25 protein-coding genes, 1 tRNA gene and 1 pseudogene are annotated in these 21,603 nt (G+C 70.4%); 13 read left to right on the forward strand and 14 right to left on the reverse strand.

Features of this window, described 5'->3' with window-relative positions; all coding sequences use genetic code 11:
- Positions 1-182: 182 nt before the first annotated feature.
- Positions 183-259, reverse strand: a tRNA-Arg gene (locus tag AC07NX_RS03115).
- 235 nt (positions 260-494) lie between these two features.
- Here AC07NX_RS03115 and AC07NX_RS03120 point away from each other — a divergent pair.
- The 3 genes from AC07NX_RS03120 to AC07NX_RS03130 all read left to right on the forward strand — a co-directional run bounded on the left by AC07NX_RS03120 (position 495) and on the right by AC07NX_RS03130 (position 2,456).
- Complete coding sequence (locus tag AC07NX_RS03120; RefSeq protein ID WP_494639043.1) at positions 495-803, forward strand: hypothetical protein; 309 nt, start codon at positions 495-497, stop codon at positions 801-803.
- A 76-nt stretch (positions 804-879) separates the two neighbouring features.
- Positions 880-2,043 (forward strand): sensor histidine kinase, encoded by a 1,164-nt coding sequence (locus AC07NX_RS03125; protein WP_494639045.1) that lies wholly within the window; start codon positions 880-882, stop codon positions 2,041-2,043.
- 62 nt (positions 2,044-2,105) lie between these two features.
- A complete protein-coding gene (locus AC07NX_RS03130; RefSeq protein WP_035074326.1) occupies positions 2,106-2,456 on the forward strand; it encodes a two-component system response regulator in 351 nt (116 codons plus the stop codon).
- Positions 2,457-2,485: 29 nt separating this feature from the next.
- Here AC07NX_RS03130 and AC07NX_RS03135 read toward each other — a convergent pair whose 3' ends face one another.
- The 8 genes from AC07NX_RS03135 to AC07NX_RS03170 form a co-directional block, all read right to left on the reverse strand.
- Positions 2,486-2,698: a helix-turn-helix transcriptional regulator gene (locus AC07NX_RS03135; RefSeq protein ID WP_494639047.1), complete on the reverse strand. Its 213-nt coding sequence runs from the start codon at positions 2,696-2,698 to the stop codon at positions 2,486-2,488.
- Complete coding sequence (locus tag AC07NX_RS03140) at positions 2,695-3,099, reverse strand: hypothetical protein (RefSeq protein WP_494639049.1); 405 nt, start codon at positions 3,097-3,099, stop codon at positions 2,695-2,697. Before AC07NX_RS03140 ends, AC07NX_RS03135 begins: the two co-directional genes overlap by 4 nt.
- A 100-nt stretch (positions 3,100-3,199) precedes the next feature.
- Complete coding sequence (locus tag AC07NX_RS03145; protein ID WP_494639051.1) at positions 3,200-3,574, reverse strand: GFA family protein; 375 nt, start codon at positions 3,572-3,574, stop codon at positions 3,200-3,202.
- A 91-nt stretch (positions 3,575-3,665) separates the two neighbouring features.
- Positions 3,666-3,911 (reverse strand): hypothetical protein, encoded by a 246-nt coding sequence (locus tag AC07NX_RS03150; protein ID WP_494639053.1) that lies wholly within the window; start codon positions 3,909-3,911, stop codon positions 3,666-3,668.
- 165 nt (positions 3,912-4,076) lie between these two features.
- Entirely contained in the window at positions 4,077-4,340 is a 264-nt protein-coding gene (locus tag AC07NX_RS03155; RefSeq protein ID WP_057186611.1) for a hypothetical protein, read from the reverse strand.
- A 14-nt stretch (positions 4,341-4,354) separates the two neighbouring features.
- The gene (locus AC07NX_RS03160; RefSeq protein WP_494639055.1) at positions 4,355-4,828 is read right to left on the reverse strand and encodes an Hsp20 family protein; all 474 of its coding nucleotides are present in this window, start codon (positions 4,826-4,828) and stop codon (positions 4,355-4,357) included.
- Positions 4,829-5,319: 491 nt separating this feature from the next.
- On the reverse strand, positions 5,320-5,955 hold the full coding sequence (locus tag AC07NX_RS03165) for a hypothetical protein (protein ID WP_494639057.1): 636 nt from the start codon (positions 5,953-5,955) through the stop codon (positions 5,320-5,322).
- A 72-nt stretch (positions 5,956-6,027) separates the two neighbouring features.
- Positions 6,028-8,121: a putative bifunctional diguanylate cyclase/phosphodiesterase gene (locus AC07NX_RS03170; RefSeq protein WP_494639059.1), complete on the reverse strand. Its 2,094-nt coding sequence runs from the start codon at positions 8,119-8,121 to the stop codon at positions 6,028-6,030.
- A gap of 245 nt (positions 8,122-8,366) precedes the next feature.
- Between AC07NX_RS03170 and fdxA the strand changes: the two genes are divergently transcribed.
- From fdxA to AC07NX_RS03185, 3 genes are all read left to right on the forward strand, one after another.
- Positions 8,367-8,708, forward strand: a complete 342-nt coding sequence (fdxA, locus tag AC07NX_RS03175) for a ferredoxin FdxA (protein ID WP_019848405.1) — start codon at positions 8,367-8,369, stop codon at positions 8,706-8,708.
- 301 nt (positions 8,709-9,009) lie between these two features.
- The gene (locus tag AC07NX_RS03180; RefSeq protein WP_019848404.1) at positions 9,010-9,516 is read left to right on the forward strand and encodes a CarD family transcriptional regulator; all 507 of its coding nucleotides are present in this window, start codon (positions 9,010-9,012) and stop codon (positions 9,514-9,516) included.
- A gap of 213 nt (positions 9,517-9,729) precedes the next feature.
- Entirely contained in the window at positions 9,730-12,108 is a 2,379-nt protein-coding gene (locus AC07NX_RS03185; RefSeq protein WP_494639062.1) for a glycoside hydrolase family 31 protein, read from the forward strand.
- A gap of 30 nt (positions 12,109-12,138) precedes the next feature.
- Here AC07NX_RS03185 and AC07NX_RS03190 read toward each other — a convergent pair.
- The 3 genes and pseudogenes from AC07NX_RS03190 to AC07NX_RS03200 form a co-directional block, all read right to left on the reverse strand.
- Positions 12,139-12,238: pseudogene (locus AC07NX_RS03190) on the reverse strand (hypothetical protein); the annotation flags it as partial.
- Between the two features lie 52 nt (positions 12,239-12,290).
- Entirely contained in the window at positions 12,291-12,578 is a 288-nt protein-coding gene (locus AC07NX_RS03195) for an RNA-binding S4 domain-containing protein (protein ID WP_145682547.1), read from the reverse strand.
- Positions 12,575-15,139 carry a helicase-related protein gene (locus AC07NX_RS03200; protein ID WP_494639064.1) on the reverse strand — a complete coding sequence of 855 codons (2,565 nt, stop codon included), beginning with the start codon at positions 15,137-15,139 and terminating at the stop codon, positions 12,575-12,577. Before AC07NX_RS03200 ends, AC07NX_RS03195 begins: the two co-directional genes overlap by 4 nt.
- Positions 15,140-15,281: 142 nt before the next feature.
- On the opposite strand from AC07NX_RS03200, the gene AC07NX_RS03205 reads away from it, so the two are divergent.
- The 5 genes from AC07NX_RS03205 to AC07NX_RS03225 all read left to right on the forward strand — a co-directional run bounded on the left by AC07NX_RS03205 (position 15,282) and on the right by AC07NX_RS03225 (position 17,530).
- Complete coding sequence (locus tag AC07NX_RS03205) at positions 15,282-15,521, forward strand: antitoxin (RefSeq protein ID WP_494639066.1); 240 nt, start codon at positions 15,282-15,284, stop codon at positions 15,519-15,521.
- Positions 15,518-15,904: a type II toxin-antitoxin system VapC family toxin gene (locus AC07NX_RS03210; RefSeq protein WP_494639068.1), complete on the forward strand. Its 387-nt coding sequence runs from the start codon at positions 15,518-15,520 to the stop codon at positions 15,902-15,904. The genes AC07NX_RS03205 and AC07NX_RS03210 overlap by 4 nt, the downstream gene beginning before the upstream one ends.
- 93 nt (positions 15,905-15,997) lie before the next feature.
- Positions 15,998-16,426 (forward strand): nuclear transport factor 2 family protein, encoded by a 429-nt coding sequence (locus AC07NX_RS03215; protein WP_494639070.1) that lies wholly within the window; start codon positions 15,998-16,000, stop codon positions 16,424-16,426.
- 67 nt (positions 16,427-16,493) lie between these two features.
- On the forward strand, positions 16,494-16,907 hold the full coding sequence (locus tag AC07NX_RS03220; RefSeq protein WP_494639072.1) for an alpha/beta fold hydrolase: 414 nt from the start codon (positions 16,494-16,496) through the stop codon (positions 16,905-16,907).
- A 44-nt stretch (positions 16,908-16,951) separates the two neighbouring features.
- Positions 16,952-17,530, forward strand: a complete 579-nt coding sequence (locus tag AC07NX_RS03225; protein ID WP_494639074.1) for a hypothetical protein — start codon at positions 16,952-16,954, stop codon at positions 17,528-17,530.
- A 159-nt stretch (positions 17,531-17,689) separates the two neighbouring features.
- Here AC07NX_RS03225 and AC07NX_RS03230 read toward each other — a convergent pair whose 3' ends face one another.
- The gene (locus AC07NX_RS03230) at positions 17,690-19,324 is read right to left on the reverse strand and encodes an amidohydrolase (protein WP_494639076.1); all 1,635 of its coding nucleotides are present in this window, start codon (positions 19,322-19,324) and stop codon (positions 17,690-17,692) included.
- 223 nt (positions 19,325-19,547) lie between these two features.
- On the opposite strand from AC07NX_RS03230, the gene AC07NX_RS03235 reads away from it, so the two are divergent.
- A complete protein-coding gene (locus AC07NX_RS03235; protein ID WP_494639078.1) occupies positions 19,548-20,120 on the forward strand; it encodes a methylated-DNA--[protein]-cysteine S-methyltransferase in 573 nt (190 codons plus the stop codon).
- Between the two features lie 11 nt (positions 20,121-20,131).
- Here AC07NX_RS03235 and AC07NX_RS03240 read toward each other — a convergent pair whose 3' ends face one another.
- Complete coding sequence (locus AC07NX_RS03240) at positions 20,132-21,052, reverse strand: LysR family transcriptional regulator (protein ID WP_494639080.1); 921 nt, start codon at positions 21,050-21,052, stop codon at positions 20,132-20,134.
- 70 nt (positions 21,053-21,122) lie between these two features.
- On the opposite strand from AC07NX_RS03240, the gene AC07NX_RS03245 reads away from it, so the two are divergent.
- Positions 21,123-21,539, forward strand: coding sequence for a nuclear transport factor 2 family protein (locus tag AC07NX_RS03245; protein WP_494639082.1), 417 nt, complete (start codon positions 21,123-21,125; stop codon positions 21,537-21,539).
- Positions 21,540-21,603: the final 64 nt, after the last annotated feature.

The following is a 21,603-nucleotide window of genomic DNA, read 5'->3' on the forward strand; positions in this document are numbered from 1 at the left end:
GACACCGGCCGACGCGCCCGGGGCCGTCCCATAAACGGACCGTCCCAACGCCAGAGAGGAGTTTAACAACTGCCAAACGTTCAGTTTGCGCTCACTCCGTCGCACTAATCTTGAGATCGAATCGCAAGTTGAGCGGCCTTAAGTTGGAATCGGAGCAGCTCTAACTTGCGCCAACACAAAATTGGCGGCCCGGAAGGGACTCGAACCCCTGACCTTCGCTTTAGGAAAGCGCTGCTCTATCCTGCTGAGCTACCGGGCCGCGTTGCGCGCGCCAGGGTCCATAGCGCAAGATTCCGGGCGTGCGAACCCCGGGGCGAAAAAGCGCTGCGGTGGGGGATTGCGATGGGGGATGACGATGGCCTCGCCGCGCCCGCTGAAGACGCTCCAGGTCCAGGCGTCGATCGCCATCGCCGGGGGCCTGGTCGGGGACCGGGCCCCGAGGCCGGGGCGGCGCCGAAGCCGCTGGCGGCGCATTCATCAGGCTGGTCAAGCTGGTGAGCGCCCCGGTGATCTTTCTGACCGTGACCCGCGGCGTCGCCCACATGGGCGGCGTCAAGGCGTTCGGCCGCGCCGGCGACCTGGTTTTCCCGAGGCCTTCGCCGAGGATCATCTTCCAGGTCACCGCCATCGGCTTCGTGTTGGGGCGGCCCGCTGGGTGGGCGCGGCGGATCGCGACCGATTGTCGCGGGATCTGGCCCCGGGCCCGCGGCGCCCGCGCCTTGAAGTCGTTGAGGATCTTACCGCCAGCCGCTCCTCCGGACGCGTCCGGAGCGGCGCGGGCCGCCGCGTTCGACGAGCATTAAGCATATGCTCCACCTTGCCGCGACCCTCGCCGGTGCTAGGGTCGCGGGGGGAGATGCGCATGCGGGATATCCAGGAGTGCTGAACGTCGCCAATGCCGAGCGTTCGGAACAGGCGGACCATGCCGCCCTGATCACGCTCGTCGAGACGATCGAGGCGCTGTCGGCCACGCGCACGATCGAGGAGGTCGCCGCGGTCGTCCGCTCGGCCGCCCGGCGGATGTCCGGCGCCGACGGCGTCTGCTTCGTCCTGCGCGACGGCGACCAGTGCTGGTACCTGGACGAGGACGCCATCGGCCCGATGTGGAAGGGCCAGCGCTTCCCGATGACCGCCTGCATCTCCGGCTGGGCCATGCTGCACGGCCAGACGGTGGTGATCCCCGACATCTACGCCGACGACCGCATCCCGCACGACGCCTACCGCCCGACCTTCGTCAAGAGCCTGGTGATGACGCCGGTGCGTCCTAGGGACCCGATCGCGGCGATCGGCGCCTATTGGGCGGTGGGCCAGACCCCGTCGCCGGACACGGTGATCCGGCTGGAGACCATGGCCCGCGCCACCGCGGCGGCGATCGAGAACGCCCGGCTCTACGCCTCGCTGAACGAGGCGCTGGAGCGACGCACCTTCCTGCTGCGCGAGCTGGACCACCGGGTGAAGAACACCCTGGCCTCGGTGCAGTCGATCGCCCGCCAGACGCTGCGCGCCGCCGCCTCGCCGGCCGATTTCGCCGACTCGTTCGAGTCGCGGCTGATGGGGCTGTCGCGGGCCCACGAGCTTCTGACCCGCCAGGCCTGGGGCCGCACCGACCTGCGCGACGTGCTGGAGGCGGCGCTGCAGCCGTTCGGCGGCCTGGCCGACCCGCGCTTCACCGCCCGCGGCCCGGCCATCGCCCTGACCGCCGAGACGGCGGTGGTGCTGCACATGACCCTGCACGAACTGATGGTCAACGCCGCCAAGCACGGCGCGCTGACCTCGGCCAGCGGCCAGGTCACGGTGGCCTGGCGGATCGAGACCGTGGACGGCGTCGCCAGCCTGGCCCTCGAATGGGTCGAGCGCGGCGGCCCGCCGGTCTTCGTACCCAAGCGCCAGGGCTTTGGCACCAAGCTGCTGGAACGCGGCGTCGCCCGCGACCTGGGCGGCGAGGCCAGGCTGACCTACCAGCCCAAGGGCCTGAGCTACGCCCTGCGCGCGCCGCTGTCGGACCGGATCGCGGCGGAAACGGCTCCGAGGGTCCCGGCATGACCCCGCACCAAGACGCGCCGCAAGACGCCCCCCAAAACGCGCCCCAAGACGCCCCAAGAATCATGATCGTCGAGGACGAGGCCCTGGTGGCCCTGATGGTCGAGGACCTGCTGACCGACTTCGGCTGTCGAATCTCCGGCTCGTTCGGCGCGGTCGACGAGGCCCTGGCCTATCTGAGCGGCGCGGCCGTGCCGCCGGCGGCCCTGGACGGGGCGGTGCTGGACGTCAATGTCGGCGGGACCATGGTCTTCCCGGTGGCCGAGCGCCTGCGGGCCGCCGGCATCCCCTTCGTGTTCGCCACCGGCTACGGCGCCCTGCCCCGCCAGGGCTTCGAGGACATCGTGGTGCTGAACAAGCCGATCGACCCGATCCTGCTCGAGGACGCGGTGAGGGGGTTCCGCCGGGCGGCGTGAGCCGTGGCCCCCTGGCGGGAGACAGTCCGTCAGTCCCCGCCGCCGGTCAGGAACGGGTTGAAGAACACCCGCTCGACCGGCAGCTCGAACAGGGCGGCCAGGCGATAGGCCAGCGGCAGCGATGGATCGTACTTGTCCGCCTCGATCGCGTTGATCGTCTGGCGGGAGGCGTCCACCCGCTCGGCAAGGTCGCCCTGGCTCCAGCCCCGCGCCAGGCGCTCCTCGCGCAACCGGTTCTTCACGAGGCTCTGGGCCGGCGCATCGCCCACCAGGCCAGCCAGCAGACGACATAGGCCGCCACCTGGGCCAGGAAGACCAGGGCCGCGCCGTGGAACAGCGGGCTCCCAACGCCGCTCGAGGCGATGGCCGCCAGCAGGGCCACACCGCCGCCGAACGACGCGCCCCAGTACCAGGCGCTCAGATGGGCGTCGCGCGCCATGTGGTCCAGCCGTCGCCACCAGGGCATGGCGGCCAGCAGGGCCGCCCCCGTCAGAGCGGCGCAGGCCAGCACGATCACGACCAGGGGAACGCGGCCATGGCCGGCGGTGATGACCACGCCGCTGACCAGTCCTACGCCCGCCGCGACCAGGAGCGCCACGCCCCCGGCCATCCAGATCCTCTTCTGATGTCGTTCGACAGCCATGCCGGCCTCCTCGCTACCTGTAAAAGACTTTTGACACCTCGGAACTGTCTGTCAAATTCTTTTTACAGGTTGAGAGCGACTCCGCCGACCCGAAAGGGCCTCAGTAGGCCTTGCCGTCGTTCTTGCGCACCGGCAGCTGGTCCCAGGCGAAGTCCACCAGCAGCCGGGCGTTGATGCTGATGCGCGGGTCGTCGAAGTCCGGCGCGCCGCTGTCGAAGCTAGGAAACTCCGAATAGGTCGGGCAGCCGCAGACGGCGCAGTGGTGGTGCTGGCCCAGATAGTAGCCCCACTGGTAGGTCGAGACCCGGTCGCGGGCCGTGGTCAGCCTGAACTGGGCCGGCCGGTAGTAGGCGTGAAGCGCGCCGCGCCGCGAGCAGAACGAGCAGTTGCAGTCGGTCAGTTCGGTCGGCGCGTGGGTCACCTCGAACTGGGTGGCGCCGCAGTGGCAGCGGGCCCTGAGCGGCAGGTCGGTCATGGCGGTCCCCATCCCCAGGGGACAAGGCTTGGACCCTAGGCGGCCCATGCTGACAACCTGCTGTCAGCATGGGCGCGCGCCCTCCCCGGGATCAAGCCGCCCGGGGCCGGGTCTCATCCCGACCTTGGGCCGGGCAGAGGAACCGGCCCGCCAGGTCGCCGTTGCGAAGCCGCAGCTCCAGCAGGCACGTGCGGCCCGCCCGGTTGAAGCGCTGGGCGAGCGCGCGCGCCGCCGCCTCGGCCCGCGCGCCGCTCTTGAAGATCATCGGGTTTTCGAACGCCGGGCAACGCACGGCCCAGGCCTCGCCCTCGGGGGCGACGGAAATCACGGTCGGCACGACCTTTCTCCAAACTCGAACTGAAAAACGGGCGGCCGGCCCGCGGTCGGCCGGCCGCAGATCTGGAACTCCGACCTGACTGCGTCAGGCCTGAGTTCCAGATATCTGTTCAACGCATTTTCTGACGACGAACCGGCGTCCACTTCGTCGGAAAATGCTGCGGCCTCAGGACGCGCTCGCGGCGTCGAGACGCCGAAGCGCGGCCAGCACCTCGCTCACCGGCACCGGGGCGCTGGTCCCCAGCAGCCAGCGGTGGGTAGGTCGGTCCTCGACGGCGCTGGCGTCCGAGGCCCAGGCCGCCAGGATCTCGCGCTTGGCGCGCGGGTCGAGGTCGCCGTCCTTGACCACCTCCAGCGGGTGCAGGAAGCCGACGGCGGGGCGGCAGGGCCAGGGCGCGGCGCGCTTGGCCGGTTCGGAAGCGGCGAGCATGGTCACCTCCCGCCTCAGGCCGCCCTGCGGGCCTTGTCGGGCCCGGCCAGCCGCTGTTGCCTGGCCGCGCCGATCTCGATGCGCCGGGGCTTCAACGCCTCGGGGACCTCACGCTCGAGCTCGATCGTCAGCAGGCCGTCGGCATGGTTCGCGGACCGAACCACCACGTGGTCGGCCAGCTCGAAGCGCCGCTCGAACCCGCGCATGGCCAGGCCCCGGTGCAGGAAGTCGCGCTCGCCCTCCTCGGCCCGGGCCTTCTTGCCGGACACCACCAGCAGGTTCGGCTGGGCGGTCACCTCCAGCTCCGCCGGCGAAAAGCCCGCGGCGGCGATCGTCACGCGATAGCTGTCCTGGCCCGTCTTCTCGACGTCGAACGGTGGATAGCTGGCGTCAGCGGGGCCGCGCAGCGCCGCCTCGGCAAGGTCGGCCATGCGGTCGACGCCGATCATCGAGCGATAAAGGGGAGAAAAGTCGAAAGCGGTGCTCATTTCCATCTCCTCGCAAGCAAGTTGGACATGAGGGACGCCCGAAGCGCTCGGCGCCCCAGAGCCGAACCCATGGGGCGTTCGGCACGAGCGGAAATTTAATACAACTCCAACACCGGTCAAGCAGCGGCGCCCGGATTTTTCGGTTCCTATTTAATAGCCCCACGTCGCGCGGCTGGATGCCGTATCCATTCAATGACCGTAGAGATAACGGTCAGTACATAGTGACGCCAGATCAACGCTTCCCCTGGGCACGACGCCCCAAGATCCATCCTGGAGCCGAAAACCTCCCCCCCTCGACAAACTCAAGATGAGGTTTTCTCACCGCCGCGCTCGAATGGTCCTCATCCAGAACTTGTCGAAGAGTGGGACCTGATTGAAGCCGCCGGCTCGTTGTCATCCCGGACGAGCGCGCAGCGCGAAGATCCGGGATGACAACCGTTTTGAGGCATATGCGATACCCCTCTGCCCACGGGGGGAGGGAAGCGCCGGCCCTACCGCCCCGCCTTGGCGTAGGCGCTGATCGCCGGGGCCATTTCCGGCGTGGGGGCGACCGGCGGCGGAGGCGGCTCCTTCGGAGTCGCGCCGGCCAGGCGGGCCTGGGCTTCGGGCGACAGGGTGACGGTGTCGGTCGGCTTGGCCGACGACTGGGCCGACGACTGGGCCGACGACTGGGCCGGCGACTGGGCCGCGTCGAGGTCGGCCTGCAGGCGGGCGCGGTAGTCGTCGACGCTGGCCGGCGGCGGCGAGCCGCGCATGCCGACCTGCAGCGAGGCGATGATTTGCTGGTGATCGTCCGACAGGCCCTCGAAGGCGTCCTTCATCCGTTGCTGCGGCGCGGGCGGGGCGGCGTCGGCGCCGGGCCAGGCGGCGCGGGTGAAGGTGTTGACGGCCGTCTGGATGGTCCGGGCGAACGGCGACTCGGTCAGGGCCTGGGTCAGGGCGGCGCGCTCGCCGTGGCTGGCCCCGGCCCAGCGGCCGGACAGGGCGTGATAGGCGTCCAGCTGGCGGCCGATCGCCGTCGCGCCGCTGGCGTCGTTGACCGCCGCGGTCGCCGCGGCGACGCCGCCCGGAAAGGGGAAGGCGGCCGGTCCGCCACCGGTCGTGGCCGGGATCTGATCTAGCTTCATCGGACCGGCAGGCTCGCGCGGGCCCGGTGAAGAGGATGTAAAAGCCGGGCGCGACGCGTGGTCGCGGCCCCATTATCTCCCGAACCGCGCCAGATAGTCCGGCACCATCCCCGCCGGCATCGGCCGGCTGAAGTGGTAGCCCTGGATCTGGTCGCAGCCATAGTCGGCCAGAGCGTCCAGCTGGGCCTGGTCCTCGACGCCCTCGGCGACCACCTTCATGCCCATCGAGGCCCCCAGGGTGATCACCGCCTTGACGATGGCGGCGTCCTCGGTGTTCTGGACGAAGGACTTGTCGATCTTCAGCCGGTCGATCGGGAACTGGCGCAGGTTGGCCAGGCTGGCGTAGCCGGTGCCGAAGTCGTCCAGGGCGATCATCACCCCCGCCTGGTGCAGCTGGCGGACGGTGTCGCTGACCATGTCCGAGCCCCAGCCCATATAGACGTTCTCGGTGACCTCGATGGTCAGGCGGTCGCAGGGCACGTTCCAGCGGGCCAGGCGCTCCTGGATCTCCTGGGCCAGGCGGCCGCTGCGGAACTGGGCGGCCGAGATGTTGACCGCCACCCGGCCGAACTCCACGCCGGCGTCCAGCCAGTCGCGCATCTGTTTCAGCGCCGTCTCGAACGCCAGGTCGCCCAGCTTCAGCGACAGGTCCTGGTCCTCGAAGGCGGCCATGAAGCGGTCGGGCGTCAGGACGCCCTGTTCGGGGTGGTCCCAGCGCATCAGGGCCTCGAAGCCGCTGACGCTGCGCGTCGCGATGTCGACCACGGGCTGGTAGTAGAGCACGAACTCCCTGGCGGCGATCGCCGCGCGCACGTCGCGCAGCAGCTCGATGCGCTGCTCCAGGGCCGAGCGCATCGACGGATCGAAGACGACGCTGCGGTTGCGGCCCTCGTCCTTGGCCCGGTAGAGCGCGATGTCGGCGTTCTTGATCATGTGGCTGGGGTCGGCGTCGGGATCGCCGTGCAGGGCCGCCCCGATGCTGGCGCTGACCGAGAAGCTGCGGCCGCCGTGCTCGATGGGCCGGCGCAGCAGCTCCTGCAGGGCGTTGACCGGCCGCATCATGTCGGCCTCGGAATGCAGGCCGCGCAGGATCACCGCGAACTCGTCGCCGCCCAGCCGCGCCACGGTGTCGCCCGAGCGGAAGGCCGCGTGCAGCATCTCGGCCAGGCGCTTGAGCAGGGCGTCGCCGGCGTCGTGGCCCAGGGTGTCGTTGATGTCCTTGAAGTGGTCGACATCGACCATGATCAGGCCGAACAGCTCGCCCATGATCTCCGAGGCGTCGACGGCCTCCTGGAACTTGCGATTGAAATAGGCGCGGTTGGGCAGGCCCGTCAGCGAGTCCCGGAAGGCCAGGTTCTCGACGGCCTCGGTCTGGCGGCGGCGGTCGGTGATGTCCTTGAACAGGTTGACCAGCCGCTCGGGCTTGCCGTCGGCGCCCAGGAACTTCTTCCCGACCGAGCGCACCCAGGTCTCGACCCCGTCGTCGCGGTTGAGGCGGAATTCGAAGACCTGGGCCTCGCCGTCCTTGCGGTTGCGGACCATTTCGGCGATCCGCTCATGGTCGTCGGGATGGACGATCTCCAGCGGGTCGTCCTTGAACAGGCACCACTTCTCCAGCTCCGGCGAGGTGCCCGAGCAGTAGATCTCGCCGGTCCGCAGGTCGTATTCGCGGACCATCAGCTCGTCCAGCTCCAGCGCCATCCGCAACCGCTGCTGGTCGCGCTCGGCCTTCAGGGCGGTCTCGGCGTAGCCGCTGACGTCGCGGGCGGTGACGATCACCGCCAGGGGGCGGCCCGTCTCGGTGAGGGTGGCGGCGAACTCCGTGCGCCAGATGCGCGGCTCGGCGGGCTTCGCGTCTTTTCCCGGCAGGGCGATGGAGCGGTAGCGCGAGAACGGCTCGCCGAACGCCACGCAGCGCTCCAGGCTGTCGACGTCCTCGGGGCTGATGAGGGCGCGGCGGAAGTCGTCGCCGATCACCAGGCCGGGCGACAGGCCGTGGTCGGCCCAGTCCGGGCTGACGGCGGTCAGGCGAAAGCCGGTGTCGACCAGGGCCGCCGCGAACGGGGCGTGGCGCACGAACGTCTCGAAGGCGTCCATCTGCGCGCCCGCGGCCTTGGCGTCGGCGGGCGTGATCGAGACCTGGGTGCGCACGGCGGCTCTCGTCATGGGTCGGGCTGTCGACTTCTTGTTTATTTTCCTCGGCTTGGTTGTGACCGAGCTTCGATAACAAAGGGTAACGTAACGACGGTATCCGAGGATCCGCGCCCATTTAAGGGGGCGTTGGAGGTCCAGGGGGAGACCGGTGTAAGAAATCCTGCGGCCCCGCGCAGCCAAGCCGCATTGACAAGCGGCCCCTTGGCTTCGAAAACGCGGCCTCTCTCGCGCTAGTCCCGGAACGCACCGAGCCTTCGATGACCTACATCGTTACCGACGCCTGCATCAAATGTAAGTTCATGGACTGCGTCGAGGTGTGCCCGGTCGACTGCTTCTACGAGGGCGAGAACTTCCTGGCCATCAATCCGGACGAGTGCATCGACTGCGGCGTCTGCGAGCCGGAATGCCCGATCGACGCCATCAAGCCCGACACCGAGGACGAGCCGGACGGCAAGTGGCTGCGGATCAATTCCGAATACGCCAAGATCTGGCCGAACATCACGGTCAAGGGCACGCCCCCCGCCGACCGCGAGCAGTTCGAACGGGAAACCGGTAAATTCGAGAAATATTTCAGCGAAAAGCCCGGCAAGGGCTCCTGATCCGCTCGGATCGGGCGGCTAAACAGGTCGCAAGCCTTTCATCAAGCTGAATTTTATGATATTGTCGCTCTCGACGTAACGGTCGCGATTGCTCGCGCCTGCCGTCATGTGGACGATGTCAGCCGGGAAACCGGCGCGCCCGATCGAAGGCGAAGGGTGACTTAAGCACTATTCCAAATCCTGACCGGCGCTGGCCCCGCAACATTTCGCGGACGGGTCCTTGTCGCCGTTTGGGACGCCCTTTGGATGGTTTCGAGACGTGGTGTTTTGGGCTTGGCCCGAACTTATTGAGGACGAACGAATGAGCAAGAGCGGTCTGGAATTCTCGGTCGGCGATCACGTCGTTTATCCCGCGCACGGCGTGGGCAGCATCCAGGGCGTCGAGACCCAGGAAGTGGCCGGAATGTCGCTCGAGGTCTACATCATCACCTTCGACCACGAGAAGATGACCCTGCGCGTGCCGACCAAGAAGGCCAAGACCGCGGGTCTGCGCCCGCTGGCCGAAGGCAATGTCGTCAGCCAGGCCCTGACCACCCTGAAGGGCCGCGCCCGCGTGAAGCGCACCATGTGGTCGCGCCGCGCCCAGGAATACGAAGCCAAGATCAACTCGGGCGACCTGATCTCGATCGCCGAGGTGGTCCGCGACCTGCACCGCGCCGAGAACCAGCCGGAACAGTCCTATTCGGAGCGCCAGCTCTATGAATCGGCCCTGGACCGCATGGCTCGCGAAGTCGCCGCCATCGAGCGCATCGACCGCGAAGCCGCCATCGGCATCCTGACCAAGTCGCTGGTCAAGAACGCCGCCTGAAGCCAATAGTCAGAGTTAAACGGAGCGCCCCCGGATTTCGGTCCGGGGGCGTTTTGCGTTTTGTCGCCTGGAATCGCGCTGAAGGGTCGGAGGGCGCGCGACTTGGCGCGAGGCTGATTGATACCGCTACCACCATCGATTACTCTGACATGAACGAGGCCGACCCGCGGACGTAGAATCCGCGCTGGCGAGGAAAGCGCAGGAAGGATTTCGATGATCGACGCAAAGTTCCAAGGCCGGGCCAAACGGCCTTGGCGGCTGCTGCTCGCGGGCCTGACCCTGGCCGTCGGGCCGATGGCCGAGGCGGCGCACGCCCAGGCCCAACCGCCGGCGTCGATGGTCCAGCAGGGCGCGGACGGCCTCACCGTCCGCACGGCCCTGGGCGCGGTCAATGTTCAGGTCTGGGGCGACAACATCGTCCGGGTCCGCCGCTACCGAGGCGAAGCGCCGAACCGGACCAGCCTGGCGGTGATCCTGCCGCGGCCGGCCCAGCGGTTCAGCGTCGCCACCACCGCCGCCGGCGTCGAGATCACCACCGCCGCGCTCAAGGTGGCCGTCGCCCGCGACAGCGGCGCGGTGTCGTTCAGCGACGCGGCCGGAAAGCCCTATACCCGCGAGCTGGTGGAGGCGGGGAACGACGGCCTGGCGCCGGCCGCCGGCGCGCCCGGCCTGTTCTCGATCCGCCAGGCGTTCGAGATCGCCGGTCCGCAGGAATTCCTCGGCCTTGGCCAGCATGCGGACGGCGCTCTGGACCGCACCGGCCACAGCGTGCTGCTGCAGCAGAAGAACGCCGACGTCGCCGTGCCGATGCTGTGGTCGACCAAAGGCTATGGCGTCCTGTGGGACAACGCCTCGGTGACGACCGTCGAGGTCGGCGCGCCCAAGGCGTCCGGCCAGCTGGCGTTCCAGTCGGAGGCCGGGCGCGACATCGACTACTACTTCATCGCCGGCCCGAAGCCCGACGCGGTGATCGCCGGCTATCGCCGCCTGACGGGCGCGGCGCCGATGATGGCGCGCTGGACCTGGGGCTTCTGGCAGTCGCGCGAACGCTACAGCACGCAGGACGAACTGGTCGGGATCGCTCGCCGCTACCGCCAGATGAACATCCCGATCGATGCGGTGATCCAGGACTGGCAGTACTGGGCGCCGGGCCAGTGGGGCTCGCACCAGTTCGATCCCACCCGCTTTCCCGACCCCAAGGCGATGCAGGCCGACCTGAAGGCGATGGACGTGCACGCCATCATCTCGGTCTGGCCGCGGCTGGACGCGGGCCTGGCCAACACCAAGGCGCTGGACGCGGCCGGCGTGCTGTATCCGCCGACCTACCGCAACGTCTATCCGGAGGGCTCCGGCCGCTGGTACGACCCCTATGGCAAGAAGGGTCGCGACCTCTACTGGTCGCAGGTCTCCAGATCGCTGACGCCGGTCGGCTTCGACGGCTACTGGCTGGACGCCAGCGAGGCCGAGCTGGGCGGAAACTGGGGCGAGATGCGCGCCCTGAAGACGGCGGCCGGGCCGGGGGCCGAGGTCTACAACGCCTATCCGCTGATGCACACGACGGGGGTCTATGACGGCCAGCTGAAGGACGCGCCCGGCAAGCGGCCGTTCATCCTGACCCGCTCGGCCTGGCTGGGCCAGCAGCGCAACGCGGCCGTCACCTGGTCGGGCGACATCCACGGCGACTGGGAGGTGTTCCGCAAGCAGATCCCCGCCGGCCTGAACTTCGTGGCCAGCGGCATTCCCTACTGGAACACCGACATCGGCGGCTTCTTCGGCGGCGAGCCGGCCGACGCCGACTATCGCGACCTGTTCGTGCGCTGGTTCCAGTTCGGGGCCTTCACCCCGATGTTCCGGGTGCACGGCACGGGGGCGGCCAAGGAGATCTGGCGGTTCGACGAGCCGGCCCAGCAAATCCTGCGACGCTATGTCGAGCTGCGCTACCGCCTGCTGCCCTACATCTACGCCACGTCCTGGCGGGTCACCGACCAGGGCTACACCATGATGCGGCCGCTGGAGATGGACTTCGCCGCCGACTCGCGGGCCCACGGGATCCCCGACCAGTACCTGTTCGGGCCCGACCTGCTGATCAGTCCGGTGACCCAGCCCAAGGCGCAGACGCGGGCGGTCTACCTGCCCGGCCAGGCGCCCTGGTACGACTTCTGGACCGGCCGCCTCTACGCCGGCGGGTCGACCGTGACGGCCGCGGCGCCGCTGGACGTCCTGCCGATCCACGTGCGGGCCGGGGCGATCCTGCCGCTGGGGCCGGTGGTTTCGCATGCGGAGGCAGGGGCCAACGCGCCGCTGGAGATCCGGGTCTATCGCGGGGCGGACGGGGCCTTCACCCTCTATGACGACGAGGGCGACGGCCAGGGCTACCGCCAGGGGCGGCGGGCGACCGTCGACCTGCGCTGGAACGAGGCGCGCAAGACCCTGACGATCGGGGCGCGGAAGGGCAGCTATCCCGGCATGCCGCGCGAGCGGGTCTTCAACATCGTCTGGGTCGGCGACCAGACCGGCGCCGGCCTGGCGGCGGCGCCGCCGGCCCGGACGGTGCGCTATGCCGGCCGCGAAACGGTGGTGGCCGCGCCTTAGGGGGCGGTGCTCGATTGATTGACTGGGGTTGTCATCCCGGAAGCCTCGCAGAGGCTGTCCGGGATCCAGGGCCGGCGCAGCGCGGTGGCCCTGGATCCCGGCTCTCCGCTTCGCTGCGGCCGGGATGACAACCGCCTGCGGTCCCAGGCGATAGCCGTGCCCACGAGGGGGAGAAGAGGAAGCTACCCCTCCACCGCCTCGTACAGCTCGCGCGCCTCGGTCGCCGGCCCGCGTCGCTCGCCGAATCCCAGCACCCGCACCGAGACGATGCGGCCGCCGATCGCGAAGACCAGGGCGTCGCCGATGCGCAGGCCGCGCGAGGGCTTGTCGACCCGGCTCTCGACGCCCGTTCGCGTCAGGCGGATGCGGCCTTCCTCGACGAAGCGGCCAGCCAGGGACCGGGTCTTGAAGAACCGCGCGCGCCACAGCCAGACGTCGGCGCGGCAATGGCCGGGATCCTCGTCGTTCATGAGGCGGCCTTCGTGGCGGCGGCGTCCGGCTTGCGGCGGCGCGGCTTCTTCCGTCTCGGCGGCGGCTCGGTCAGCCGGGCCAGGGCGGCGAACGGCGAGTCCGGACGCGCCGTGACCTTTGGCTCGGGCCGCTGGGCGCCGCGCCGTTTCCACAGGATCGGGTCGCCCTCCCTGGGGCGGATGGCCGGGGTGTAGTCCAGGGCCCGCAGCACGGCGGCGGCCTCGGCGGGGGTCCAGCCCAGGGTGTCGCGGGCCGCGTCGGTCAGCACCACGCCGCCGGGCCGCTGGCCCTCGCGCAGCAGGGCGTCCAGCCGCTCCAGCATCTCGACCGGCGCCAGGTGCCTGCCCACCAGCCGCAGGCCGTTGGCCGACAGGGCGCGGGCGTCCGGCGCCGGGCTGGGCGCGGCGGCCAGGCGCTCGGACTGGCCGCGCCAGCCGCCGGGCGACAAGGCCCGGGCGGCGGCCAGGGCCTCGGCGCGCAGCACAGAGGGCAGGAACAGGCTGAACGCCCCGATCCGCACGCCCAGGGCCTTGAGGTTGCGCCGCTCGGCCTGACTCATGGCCTTCAGGTCGGTGTCGACCGCGCGCTTGTCCAGCACGCCGCCAGCCTCCAGCAGGCGGTGGGCCAGGCCGCGCGGCAGGCCCTTCAGCTCGCCGCCGGAGAGGGCCCGCTCCAGCTTGCGCAGGCCCGCCAGCTTGCGGTCGACCTCGCCAGCCAGGAAGGCGTCCAGCCGCCGCTCGGCCCGTTCCCGGGCGCTGGCCTCGCCCAGCTCGCCCAGCAGGCGGGCCCGGGGATGCAGCAGGTCGCCGCCCCCGCTTCCCGGAAGACCGCGCACCGCCCCGGCCGCCTCGCCGTTCCACAGCACCGTCCCGTCCGGCGTCAGGGCGAAGGCGCTGTCGGGCTCGGCCGCCAGCTTGCCCAGGCGGCGGGCGATTTCCGGCGTGACCGCCCGCTGGGCGGTGTTGCGCAGCGCCTTTTCCTCCAGAGCGCTGGCGCCCTTTTCCTGGACGAAGGTGACGCCCGTCAGCCGGCCGACCACGTGGCCCTCGACCGTCACCGCCCCGTCGGCGCCGACCCCCGCCAGCATCGTCTCGCGGTCGCCCAGCTGGCGCATCAGCACGCTGGTGCGCCGGTCGATGAACCGGGCCATCAGCTTCTCGTGCAGGGTGTCGGACAGCCGGTCCTCCAGCTGCCGGGTCATGCCCTGCCACTGGACCGGGTTGTGCAGCCAGTCGCCGCGATTGGCGATGTAGCTGAGGGTGCGCACCCCCGACAGGCGGGCGGCCAGGCTGTCGATCTCGCCGTCGGTGCGGTCCAGCGCCTTGAACTGGCCGGCGATCCAGTCCTCGGGCAGGCGCTTGCGCCCCGTGGTCAGGTCGTCGAACAGGGTGCGGACCATGCGCTGGTGGTCGTCGTCGGTGGTCTTGCGGAAGTCGGGGGTCTGGCAGACGTCCCACAGGCGGATCAGGGCCGAGCGGTCGGCCTTGCAGCGGGCGACCACGTCCTCCTGCTGGGCCAGCTTGCGCAGGGTGCGCTCGTCCAGCGCCTCCTCGGCCAGCTTCAGCCCGCCGCGCTGCGGCGGCTCGGCCAGCGAGCGCAGCAGGCCCTGCAGGCTGCCGAAGTCGAGCCGGGCGTTGCGCCACTCCGCGCCCATCACCGGCTCGAACTGGTGGTTGACGACGCTCTCGACCAGGTCCTCGTCCATCTCCTCGCAGTCGCCAGTGACCCCGAACGTGCCGTCGCGGGTGTAGCGCCCGGCCCGGCCGGCGATCTGGCCCACCTCCTGGGGGTGCAGCCAGCGGGTGCGCTTGCCGTCGAACTTGCGCAGGCCGGCGAAGGCCACATGGTCGACATCCATGTTCAGGCCCATGCCGATGGCGTCGGTGGCCACCAGGAAGTCGACCTCGCCGCTCTGGTAGAGGGCCACCTGGGCGTTGCGGGTGCGGGGGCTGAGCGAGCCCATCACCACCGCCGCCCCGCCCCTCTGCCGGCGGATCAGCTCGGCGATGGCGTAGACCGCGTCGGTCGAGAAGGCGACCACCGCCGAGCGGCGCGGCAGGCGAGTCAGCTTCTTGGAGCCGGAATAGGTCAGGGTCGAGAAACGCTCGCGGCTGACGATCTCGGCGTCGGGCAGCAGGCGGCGCACCAGCGGGGCCATGGTCCCAGCCCCCAGCAGCATGGTCTCGAACTTGCCCCGGGCGTGCAGCAGCCGGTGGGTGAAGATGTGGCCGCGCTCGGGATCGGCGCACAGCTGGATCTCGTCGATGGCCACGAACTCGACCTCGCGGGTCAGCGGCATGGCCTCGACCGTGCAGACGAAATAGGCGGCGCGCGGCGGGACGATCTTCTCCTCGCCGGTGATCAGGGCCACCGAGGCCTTGCCGCGCAGCTTGACGATCCGGTCGTAGATCTCGCGCGCCAGCAGGCGCAGCGGCAGGCCGATCATGCCCGAGGCGTGGCCCAGCATCCGCTCGACGGCCAGGTGGGTCTTGCCGGTGTTGGTGGGGCCCAGCACCGCCGTCAGCTTGGAAGGGGCCAGGCCTGTCGAACGGTCGCTCATGAGTCAAAGGTGGGATGGGAATCGCGGCGGGGCAAGCGGGGCGTGGAGCGGCTGGACGCCGCATCGGCGATCGGCCAGGCGAGGGGGGGAAGGCTTGAGGCTCCCCTCGCCGGGGTATATACATGTACTTACGGAGACACGGATGGCCACGAGCAGCAGCAAGACGTTCAGGAGCGGCAACAGCGAGGCGGTTCGGTTGCCGCGCGACATGGCCTTCGGCGCGGATGTGGAGCTGACCCTCGTGCGATCCGGGGACGTTCTGACGGTCTATCCCGCGCGGACTTCGGTCGCCGCCTTGGTCGAACGCCTCGCGACCTTGCCGCGGCCGGCCGGGATCGAGGTTCGGGACGAAGAGCCGCTGGACGAGCGCCCCGGCCTTTGACCCATCTTCTCGACACCAACGTCGCCATCCATCTGCGCGACGGCGACCCGACCGTAAGCGCGAAGGTCGCGGCGCTGGAGGGCGCCGTCCTGCTGTCGATCATCTCGCGGGTCGAGCTGGAGGGCGGCGTCTATCGCGAACCGGCCGAGTCCGGCGTACGGCGGGCGCGGCTGGACGTGATGCTGGACGCCCTGCCGGTGCTCGACTTCGGCCGCGAAGCCGCCGACGCCTACCGCGCGATCGTCGAGGCGGCCGGCTATTCCCGCCGCAAAATCCTGGATCGCATGATCGCCGCCCAGGCGCTGGTGCACCGTGCGGCGCTGGTCACCCGCAACGCGGCCGACTTCCGGGACATTCCGGGACTGATCCTGGTCGCGTGGTGAACTGACGCACGGGATCGGGGCGGCTTGCCCTCGCCCCCGCGAAGCCTATGCTTCCCAGGCTGTCCTTGACGTCACCGACCGGAGGATCGAGCCGTGCAGAATTCCCGATGGAAGGCCGCCAACCCCGAGGTCCAGGCCGCGGTGCTCGACGCGAAGATCGCGGCGGTGATGCGGGCGATCGAGAAGGTGGACGCCGCCCTCATCGCCGACGAATATACGGTGTTCGCCGCCGCCCTGGCGCCCGAGCTGGTGGTCAACAATCCGGTCAACATCGTCGCCTCGCGCGCCGTGGTCGCCCAGCTGAACGCCGACGGCAAGATCAGCTACAGCCAGTACGAACGTCTGATCGAGCACGCCTCCCTGCGCGGCGACATGGTGCTGCTGATGGGCGAGGAGACCGTGGTGCCCAAGGGCCAGAACCCGATGGCCGGCCAGACCGTGCGACGCCGCTTCACCGAGCTGTGGCGGCCCGAGGGCGCGGCCTGGCTGCTGAGCGCCCGGCAGGCGACGGTGGTGCGGTAGCGGGGCTGGTCCGCGCCATCATCCGACCCCATTCACGCTTTCTCATCCCCCTGACACGGGGGCGAGCATGAGACATCCCATTTGGGCGGCGACCGCCATGGCCTGCGCGGCGGCGGGCGCGACGATGGGCGCGGCGGCGGCCCAGGTTCCCGCCGCCATCCCCTCGGCCGCCTACACGGCCCCGGCTCGCCTGGTCGACATCGGCGGCGGCCGCAGGTTGAACCTGTTCTGCCAGGGCCACGGACCCGTCGTGCTGATGGAAACCGGCTTCAGCGACACCACCATGACCTGGCGCAAGGTGCAGGGGCAGATCGCGACCTTCGCCACCGCCTGCTCCTACGATCGCGCCGGCCTGGGCTTCAGCGACGCCGCCGATCACCCGTCCGACCTGGTGAACAACGCCGCCGATCTGGAGCGGCTGATCAAGGCTGCGGGCCTTGGGAAGCCCGTCCTGGTCGGCCATTCGCTGGGCGGGCGTTAGTCAGCTACTACGCCCGCACCCATCCCGGGCAGGTCGCCGGCCTGGTGCTGGTCGATCCCTCGACCTTCGGCCAGCGTGAGAGCTATCTGAGATTCCTCGGGCCGGAGGCCGTCGCCAAGCAGGACGCCGGCCGCCTGGAGCAGATCGCGCGCTATCGCCATTGCCTCGAGCTGGCCAGGGCCGGCCGGTTGGTTCCGGGCCAGGCCGCCGACGCGTCCTGCCTGGACGATCCGCCGCTGGAGGACCCCGTCCTGCACGCCGAGACCGACCGCCAGCTGGCCCGCGCCCAGACCCAGGCGGCCACCCTGTCGGAATATCTCGGCTTCCACGGCGAGGCGCCCGCCGGCCCGAGGCCGGACCAGGTCCAATGGCGCGCCGCGACGCCATTGGCCGAGGTCCCGCCGGTGATCCTGCTCAGGCGCGTCTACGGCAAGCCGGCTTCGATCAGCGAGGCGGCCTATGACGGGATCGTGGCCGACGCGGTCGCCGAGTTCGCCGAGCTGGCGCCAGCGCCGGCCGGCCGGATCGTGACCGTCGCCAACACCGGCCACCAGATCCAGCTCGACCAGCCACAGGCCGTCATCGACGCCGTGCGCGAGGTGGTCGAACGGACGCGGAAGTAAGATCCACCCCTCTCCGTTGTCATCCCGGAAGCCCCGCAGGGGCTGTCCGGGACCCAGGGGACTGGGCTGGCGCGGTGCGGTCCCCCTGGGTCCCGGACAAGCGCTGCGCGCTTTCCGGGATGACAACCGTTGGGGCAGGTGGACAGAAGCGGCCCGCCCCTACTTCTCGAACACCACCTTGCCATCGACCACCGTCAGCACCGCCTCGGCCTTCAGGATCTCCGCCGGGGGCACGGTCATCAGGTCGCGGCTGAACACCGTGACGTCGGCCTTCTTGCCCGCCTCCAGCGTGCCGCGGTCCTGCTCGGCGAAGGCGGCGTAGGCCGGGGCCCAGGTCAGCATGCGCAGGGCCTGGTCGCGGCTGACCGCCTCCTCCAGATGCCAGTCGGCGTTCGCGAAGCCGTCCAGGCTGTGACGATAGACGGCGGCGTAGAACTCGATGCGCGGGTCGCCGACCTCGACGGGCGCGTCCGAGCCGGCGGCGACCACCGCCCCGCTGTCCAGGAAGTCCTTCCAGCGGTAGCCCTCGTGCAGCCGCGCCTTTCCCAGACGGGCCGGGGCGAAATAGAGGTCGCCGATCGCGTGGCTGGGCTGCATCGAGGCGACTACCCCCAGCCTGGCGAAGCGCGGCAGGTCGGGGTCGGCGACGATCTGGGCGTGCTCGATCCGCCAGCGGGCGGCGGCGTCGCCAGCCAGGCTCTGCTCGAACCAGTCCAGGGTCATGCGATTGCCGCGGTCGCCGATGGCGTGCATGGCCACCTGGGCGCCGACCGCCTTGGCCTGCTTCATCAGCGCCAGGCCCTTGTCGCGCGGGGTCAGCTGCAGGCCGAGCCCTTCGGCGTCGCTGTAGGGCTCGAGCAAGGCCGCGCCGCGCGAGCCCAGGGCGCCGTCCATGTAGAGCTTGATCCCGCGCACCCGGATCAGGCCGGTGGCGTCGGTCGACGGCCCCTTGGCCAGCACCTGGGCGGCGCCGCTGGGGTCCATGTAGTTGTCGACGCGCAGGCTGAACTTCTTCTCCGCCGCCAGCCCCTGGAGGATCGCCAGGTCGGGCGCCTCGACGCTCATATTGCCCAGGCCGGTCCAGCCGCGCGCGGCGTAGAGGGCGCCGGCCTTCTCCAGGGCCTGGCGCTTGAGGGCGTCGGACGGCGGCGGGATCACCCCGGCGACCAGGCTCTGGGCGTGGTCGACCAGCATGCCGTCGGGCGCGCCGTCCGGACCCTTGAGGATCTGGCCGCCGGCCGGCGCGACGGTGTCCCGGGTGACCTTGGCCGCCGCCAGGGCGGCGCTGGAGGCGACCACCGCGTGGCCGTCGGCCCGCTCCAGCACCACGATCCGACCGGGCGCCGCGCGGTCGAGGTCGGCGCGGTTGGGGAAGCGCTTTTCGGGCCAATGGGTCTCGATCCAGCCGCGCCCGAAGATCGGGCCGTCGGGATGGGCGGCGGCATGGGCCTTCACCGCCGCCACCAGGCTCTCGACCGAGTCGGTCCGGTCGAGATTGAGGGTCAGCTCGCGCAGGCCGACGCCGGTCAGGTGGGCGTGGGCGTCGACGAAGCCGGGGAAGGCCGCCGCCCCCTTCAGGTCGATGTCGCGGACGTCCCTGGCGGCCTTGGCCCGGGCGGCGGCCAGGGCGCCGACGAAGGCGATGCGGTCGTCGCGGATCAGCACGGCCTCCGCCGTCGGCGCGGCGGCGACGCCGGTATGGATCGGCCCGCCGTGGAGCAGGAGGTCGCCGGCGAGCGCGGACGCCAGGCCGGATACGGACAGCAGGGCGGCGAGGACGAGGGTGCGGCGCAAGGCGATCTCCCGACAGCAAGAAACGGGAAATCTAGGCCGGGACCATCCGTGCTGAAAGCTCCCCTGCGCCCCTTCTTCCCTGCCCGCCCTTGCGGCCTCCGGACTGACGAAGGTTTCAGCAGCGTCGGCCGGCGCGATCCATCCCATGCGGCGATGGCGGATAACGGACTCCAAAGCGCCAAGCCCGCTCGAAACGCCGCATGCCGCTGCTATAATCGCGCCCATGACCCAAGGCTTCGCCCTTTTCGAAACCCCGATCGGACTGTGCGGCCTGGCCTGGGGCGAGCGGGGCCTGACCGGGGCGCAGATGCCCGACCCGACGCCGGGGGCGTCCTGGGACCGCCTGCGCCGCCGCCATCCGGAGGCCGCCGAAGCCGCGCCCCCGGCCGAGGTCCAGCAGGTCATCGATCGGATCAACGACCTGCTGTCGGGGGGACGCGACGACCTGACCGATGTCGCGCTGGACTACGACGTCGTGCCGTCCTTCAACCGGCGGGTCTATGAGGTGGCCCGGGCCGTGCCGCCGGGCGAGACCATCACCTACGGCCAGATCGCCAAGGCCATCGGCGAGCCGGGCGCGGCCCGCGCCATCGGCAAGGCCATGGGCGACAATCCCTGGCCGATCATCGTGCCCTGCCACCGGGTGCTGGGCGCCGACGGCAAGCCCGGCGGCTTCTCCTCGCCCGGCGGCCTGCAGACCAAGGCGCGGATGCTGACCATCGAGCGGGCCCGGACGAGCCCGGCGCCGACGCTGTTCGACCTGGAGTTCTCGGTGGCCCCCAAGCGGGGGCGTTGAGCCGCCTCGGCCTATAGCCCCCGCCCGACCCGCAGCACCAGGTCGCGGATCCACATCGAGCCTAAGTCCTTCTGCGCCACCACGGGGTGGAACAGGTACTGCCGGTCCTCGCCCGGATCGAGCGGCGGCTCGACCCGCGCCAGGTCGAGCGGCCCCGCCAGGGCGGCGATCAGCCGGCCGGGCACGAAGGCCACCAGGTCGGAGCGGGCGGTCATCCGCAGGGCCTGCAGGTAGCTGGACACCGTCAGGGCGATGCGGCGCTCGACGCCCTTCTGGCGCAGGAAGGGCTCGATGGCGTCGTCGCGCTCGCCCGCCCCGACCACGGCCACGTGGCGCGCGGCGTTGAAGCCCTCCAGGGTCGACAGCCGTCCGGCGTCGGGATGGCCGCGCCGCACGGCCAGGGCGTCGCGATCGGTGTAGAGCGTCTGGCGATGGAAGCCGGGATAGGCCTCGCCGGTCCAGGCGACCACCAGGTCGATGGTGCGGGCGAAGTCGGGGGTCAGCACCGCCGGACCGCGCCAGGGCACGACGTCCAGGCGCACGCCGGGCGCGGCGGCGGCCACCTGGGCCAGGACCGCCGGCATCAGCAGGTCGACGCACAGGTCGGGCATCATCAGGCGAAAGCCGCGGGCGCTGGTCGCCGGGTCGAAACCCTGGGCCTGGAACAGGCCGCGCACCTGCTCCAGCGCCTGGGCCAGCGGCGCGCGCAGGGCCTGGGCGTGCGGCGTCAGCTCCATGCGCGGCCCCACCCGCACCAGCAGTGGATCGCCGGTCGCCTCGCGCAGGCGGCGCAGGGCGTGGCTGACCGCCGGCTGCGACAGGTTCAGGCGTTGCGCCGCCCGTCCCACGCCGCCCTCGGCCAGCAGGGCGTCCAGGGCCACCAGAAGGTTCAGGTCGAGCTGGGCCAGGTTCATCCGGCGAATATAGATCATCATCAGCATCGATTGGATGAATGATGCTGGTCGCCGGATCATGAGGCTCCACCTCGAACGGAGAGCCGCCATGAGCGCGACCGCCGACAACAAGCAACGGATCCAGGCGATCTTCGAGGGCCTGGCGCGCGGCGACGCCCGCCTGTTCCTCGACAGCCTGGACGAGGCCGCCGTCTGGCGGATAATCGGGACCACGGCCTGGTCCGGCGTCTACACCGGCAAGGCCGCCATCCGCCGCGACCTGCTGACCCCGCTGATGGCCCAGTTCGCCGACCGGTATGTCAACGTCGCCGACGCCATCATCGCCGAGGGCGACACGGTGGTGGTCGAGTGCCGGGGCAAGGTCACCACCAAGACCGGCAAGCGCTACGACAACACCTATTGCTGGGTGCTGCGGATGAGGGACGGCAGGATCGCCGCGCTGACCGAATATATGGACACCCAGCTGGTCGCGACGGCCCTGGAGCCGCCCGTCCGCCCAGGCTGAAGGGGTCGAAACGCTTGACCGGTTAACGCCGGCTAACCTTCATCCGAACACGAGCGAAACGAAT

The organism is Caulobacter sp. GW821-FHT09A05, assembly GCF_059418465.1.

What these genes read in the sequence shown, in the direction of transcription:
- AC07NX_RS03130 (WP_035074326.1), top strand. Translation starts at nt 2,106, where the DNA reads ATGATCGTCGAGGACGAGGCCCTGGTGGCCCTGATGGTCGAGGACCTG.
- AC07NX_RS03140 (WP_494639049.1), bottom strand. Translation starts at nt 3,099, where the DNA reads ATGGCTGTCGAACGACATCAGAAGAGGATCTGGATGGCCGGGGGCGTG.
- AC07NX_RS03145 (WP_494639051.1), bottom strand. Translation starts at nt 3,574, where the DNA reads ATGACCGACCTGCCGCTCAGGGCCCGCTGCCACTGCGGCGCCACCCAG.
- AC07NX_RS03155 (WP_057186611.1), bottom strand. Translation starts at nt 4,340, where the DNA reads ATGCTCGCCGCTTCCGAACCGGCCAAGCGCGCCGCGCCCTGGCCCTGC.
- AC07NX_RS03160 (WP_494639055.1), bottom strand. Translation starts at nt 4,828, where the DNA reads ATGAGCACCGCTTTCGACTTTTCTCCCCTTTATCGCTCGATGATCGGC.
- AC07NX_RS03165 (WP_494639057.1), bottom strand. Translation starts at nt 5,955, where the DNA reads ATGAAGCTAGATCAGATCCCGGCCACGACCGGTGGCGGACCGGCCGCC.
- AC07NX_RS03170 (WP_494639059.1), bottom strand. Translation starts at nt 8,121, where the DNA reads ATGACGAGAGCCGCCGTGCGCACCCAGGTCTCGATCACGCCCGCCGAC.
- fdxA (WP_019848405.1), top strand. Translation starts at nt 8,367, where the DNA reads ATGACCTACATCGTTACCGACGCCTGCATCAAATGTAAGTTCATGGAC.
- AC07NX_RS03180 (WP_019848404.1), top strand. Translation starts at nt 9,010, where the DNA reads ATGAGCAAGAGCGGTCTGGAATTCTCGGTCGGCGATCACGTCGTTTAT.
- AC07NX_RS03185 (WP_494639062.1), top strand. Translation starts at nt 9,730, where the DNA reads ATGATCGACGCAAAGTTCCAAGGCCGGGCCAAACGGCCTTGGCGGCTG.
- AC07NX_RS03195 (WP_145682547.1), bottom strand. Translation starts at nt 12,578, where the DNA reads ATGAACGACGAGGATCCCGGCCATTGCCGCGCCGACGTCTGGCTGTGG.
- AC07NX_RS03200 (WP_494639064.1), bottom strand. Translation starts at nt 15,139, where the DNA reads ATGAGCGACCGTTCGACAGGCCTGGCCCCTTCCAAGCTGACGGCGGTG.
- AC07NX_RS03205 (WP_494639066.1), top strand. Translation starts at nt 15,282, where the DNA reads ATGGCCACGAGCAGCAGCAAGACGTTCAGGAGCGGCAACAGCGAGGCG.
- AC07NX_RS03220 (WP_494639072.1), top strand. Translation starts at nt 16,494, where the DNA reads ATGAGACATCCCATTTGGGCGGCGACCGCCATGGCCTGCGCGGCGGCG.
- AC07NX_RS03235 (WP_494639078.1), top strand. Translation starts at nt 19,548, where the DNA reads ATGACCCAAGGCTTCGCCCTTTTCGAAACCCCGATCGGACTGTGCGGC.
- AC07NX_RS03240 (WP_494639080.1), bottom strand. Translation starts at nt 21,052, where the DNA reads ATGATCTATATTCGCCGGATGAACCTGGCCCAGCTCGACCTGAACCTT.
- AC07NX_RS03245 (WP_494639082.1), top strand. Translation starts at nt 21,123, where the DNA reads ATGAGCGCGACCGCCGACAACAAGCAACGGATCCAGGCGATCTTCGAG.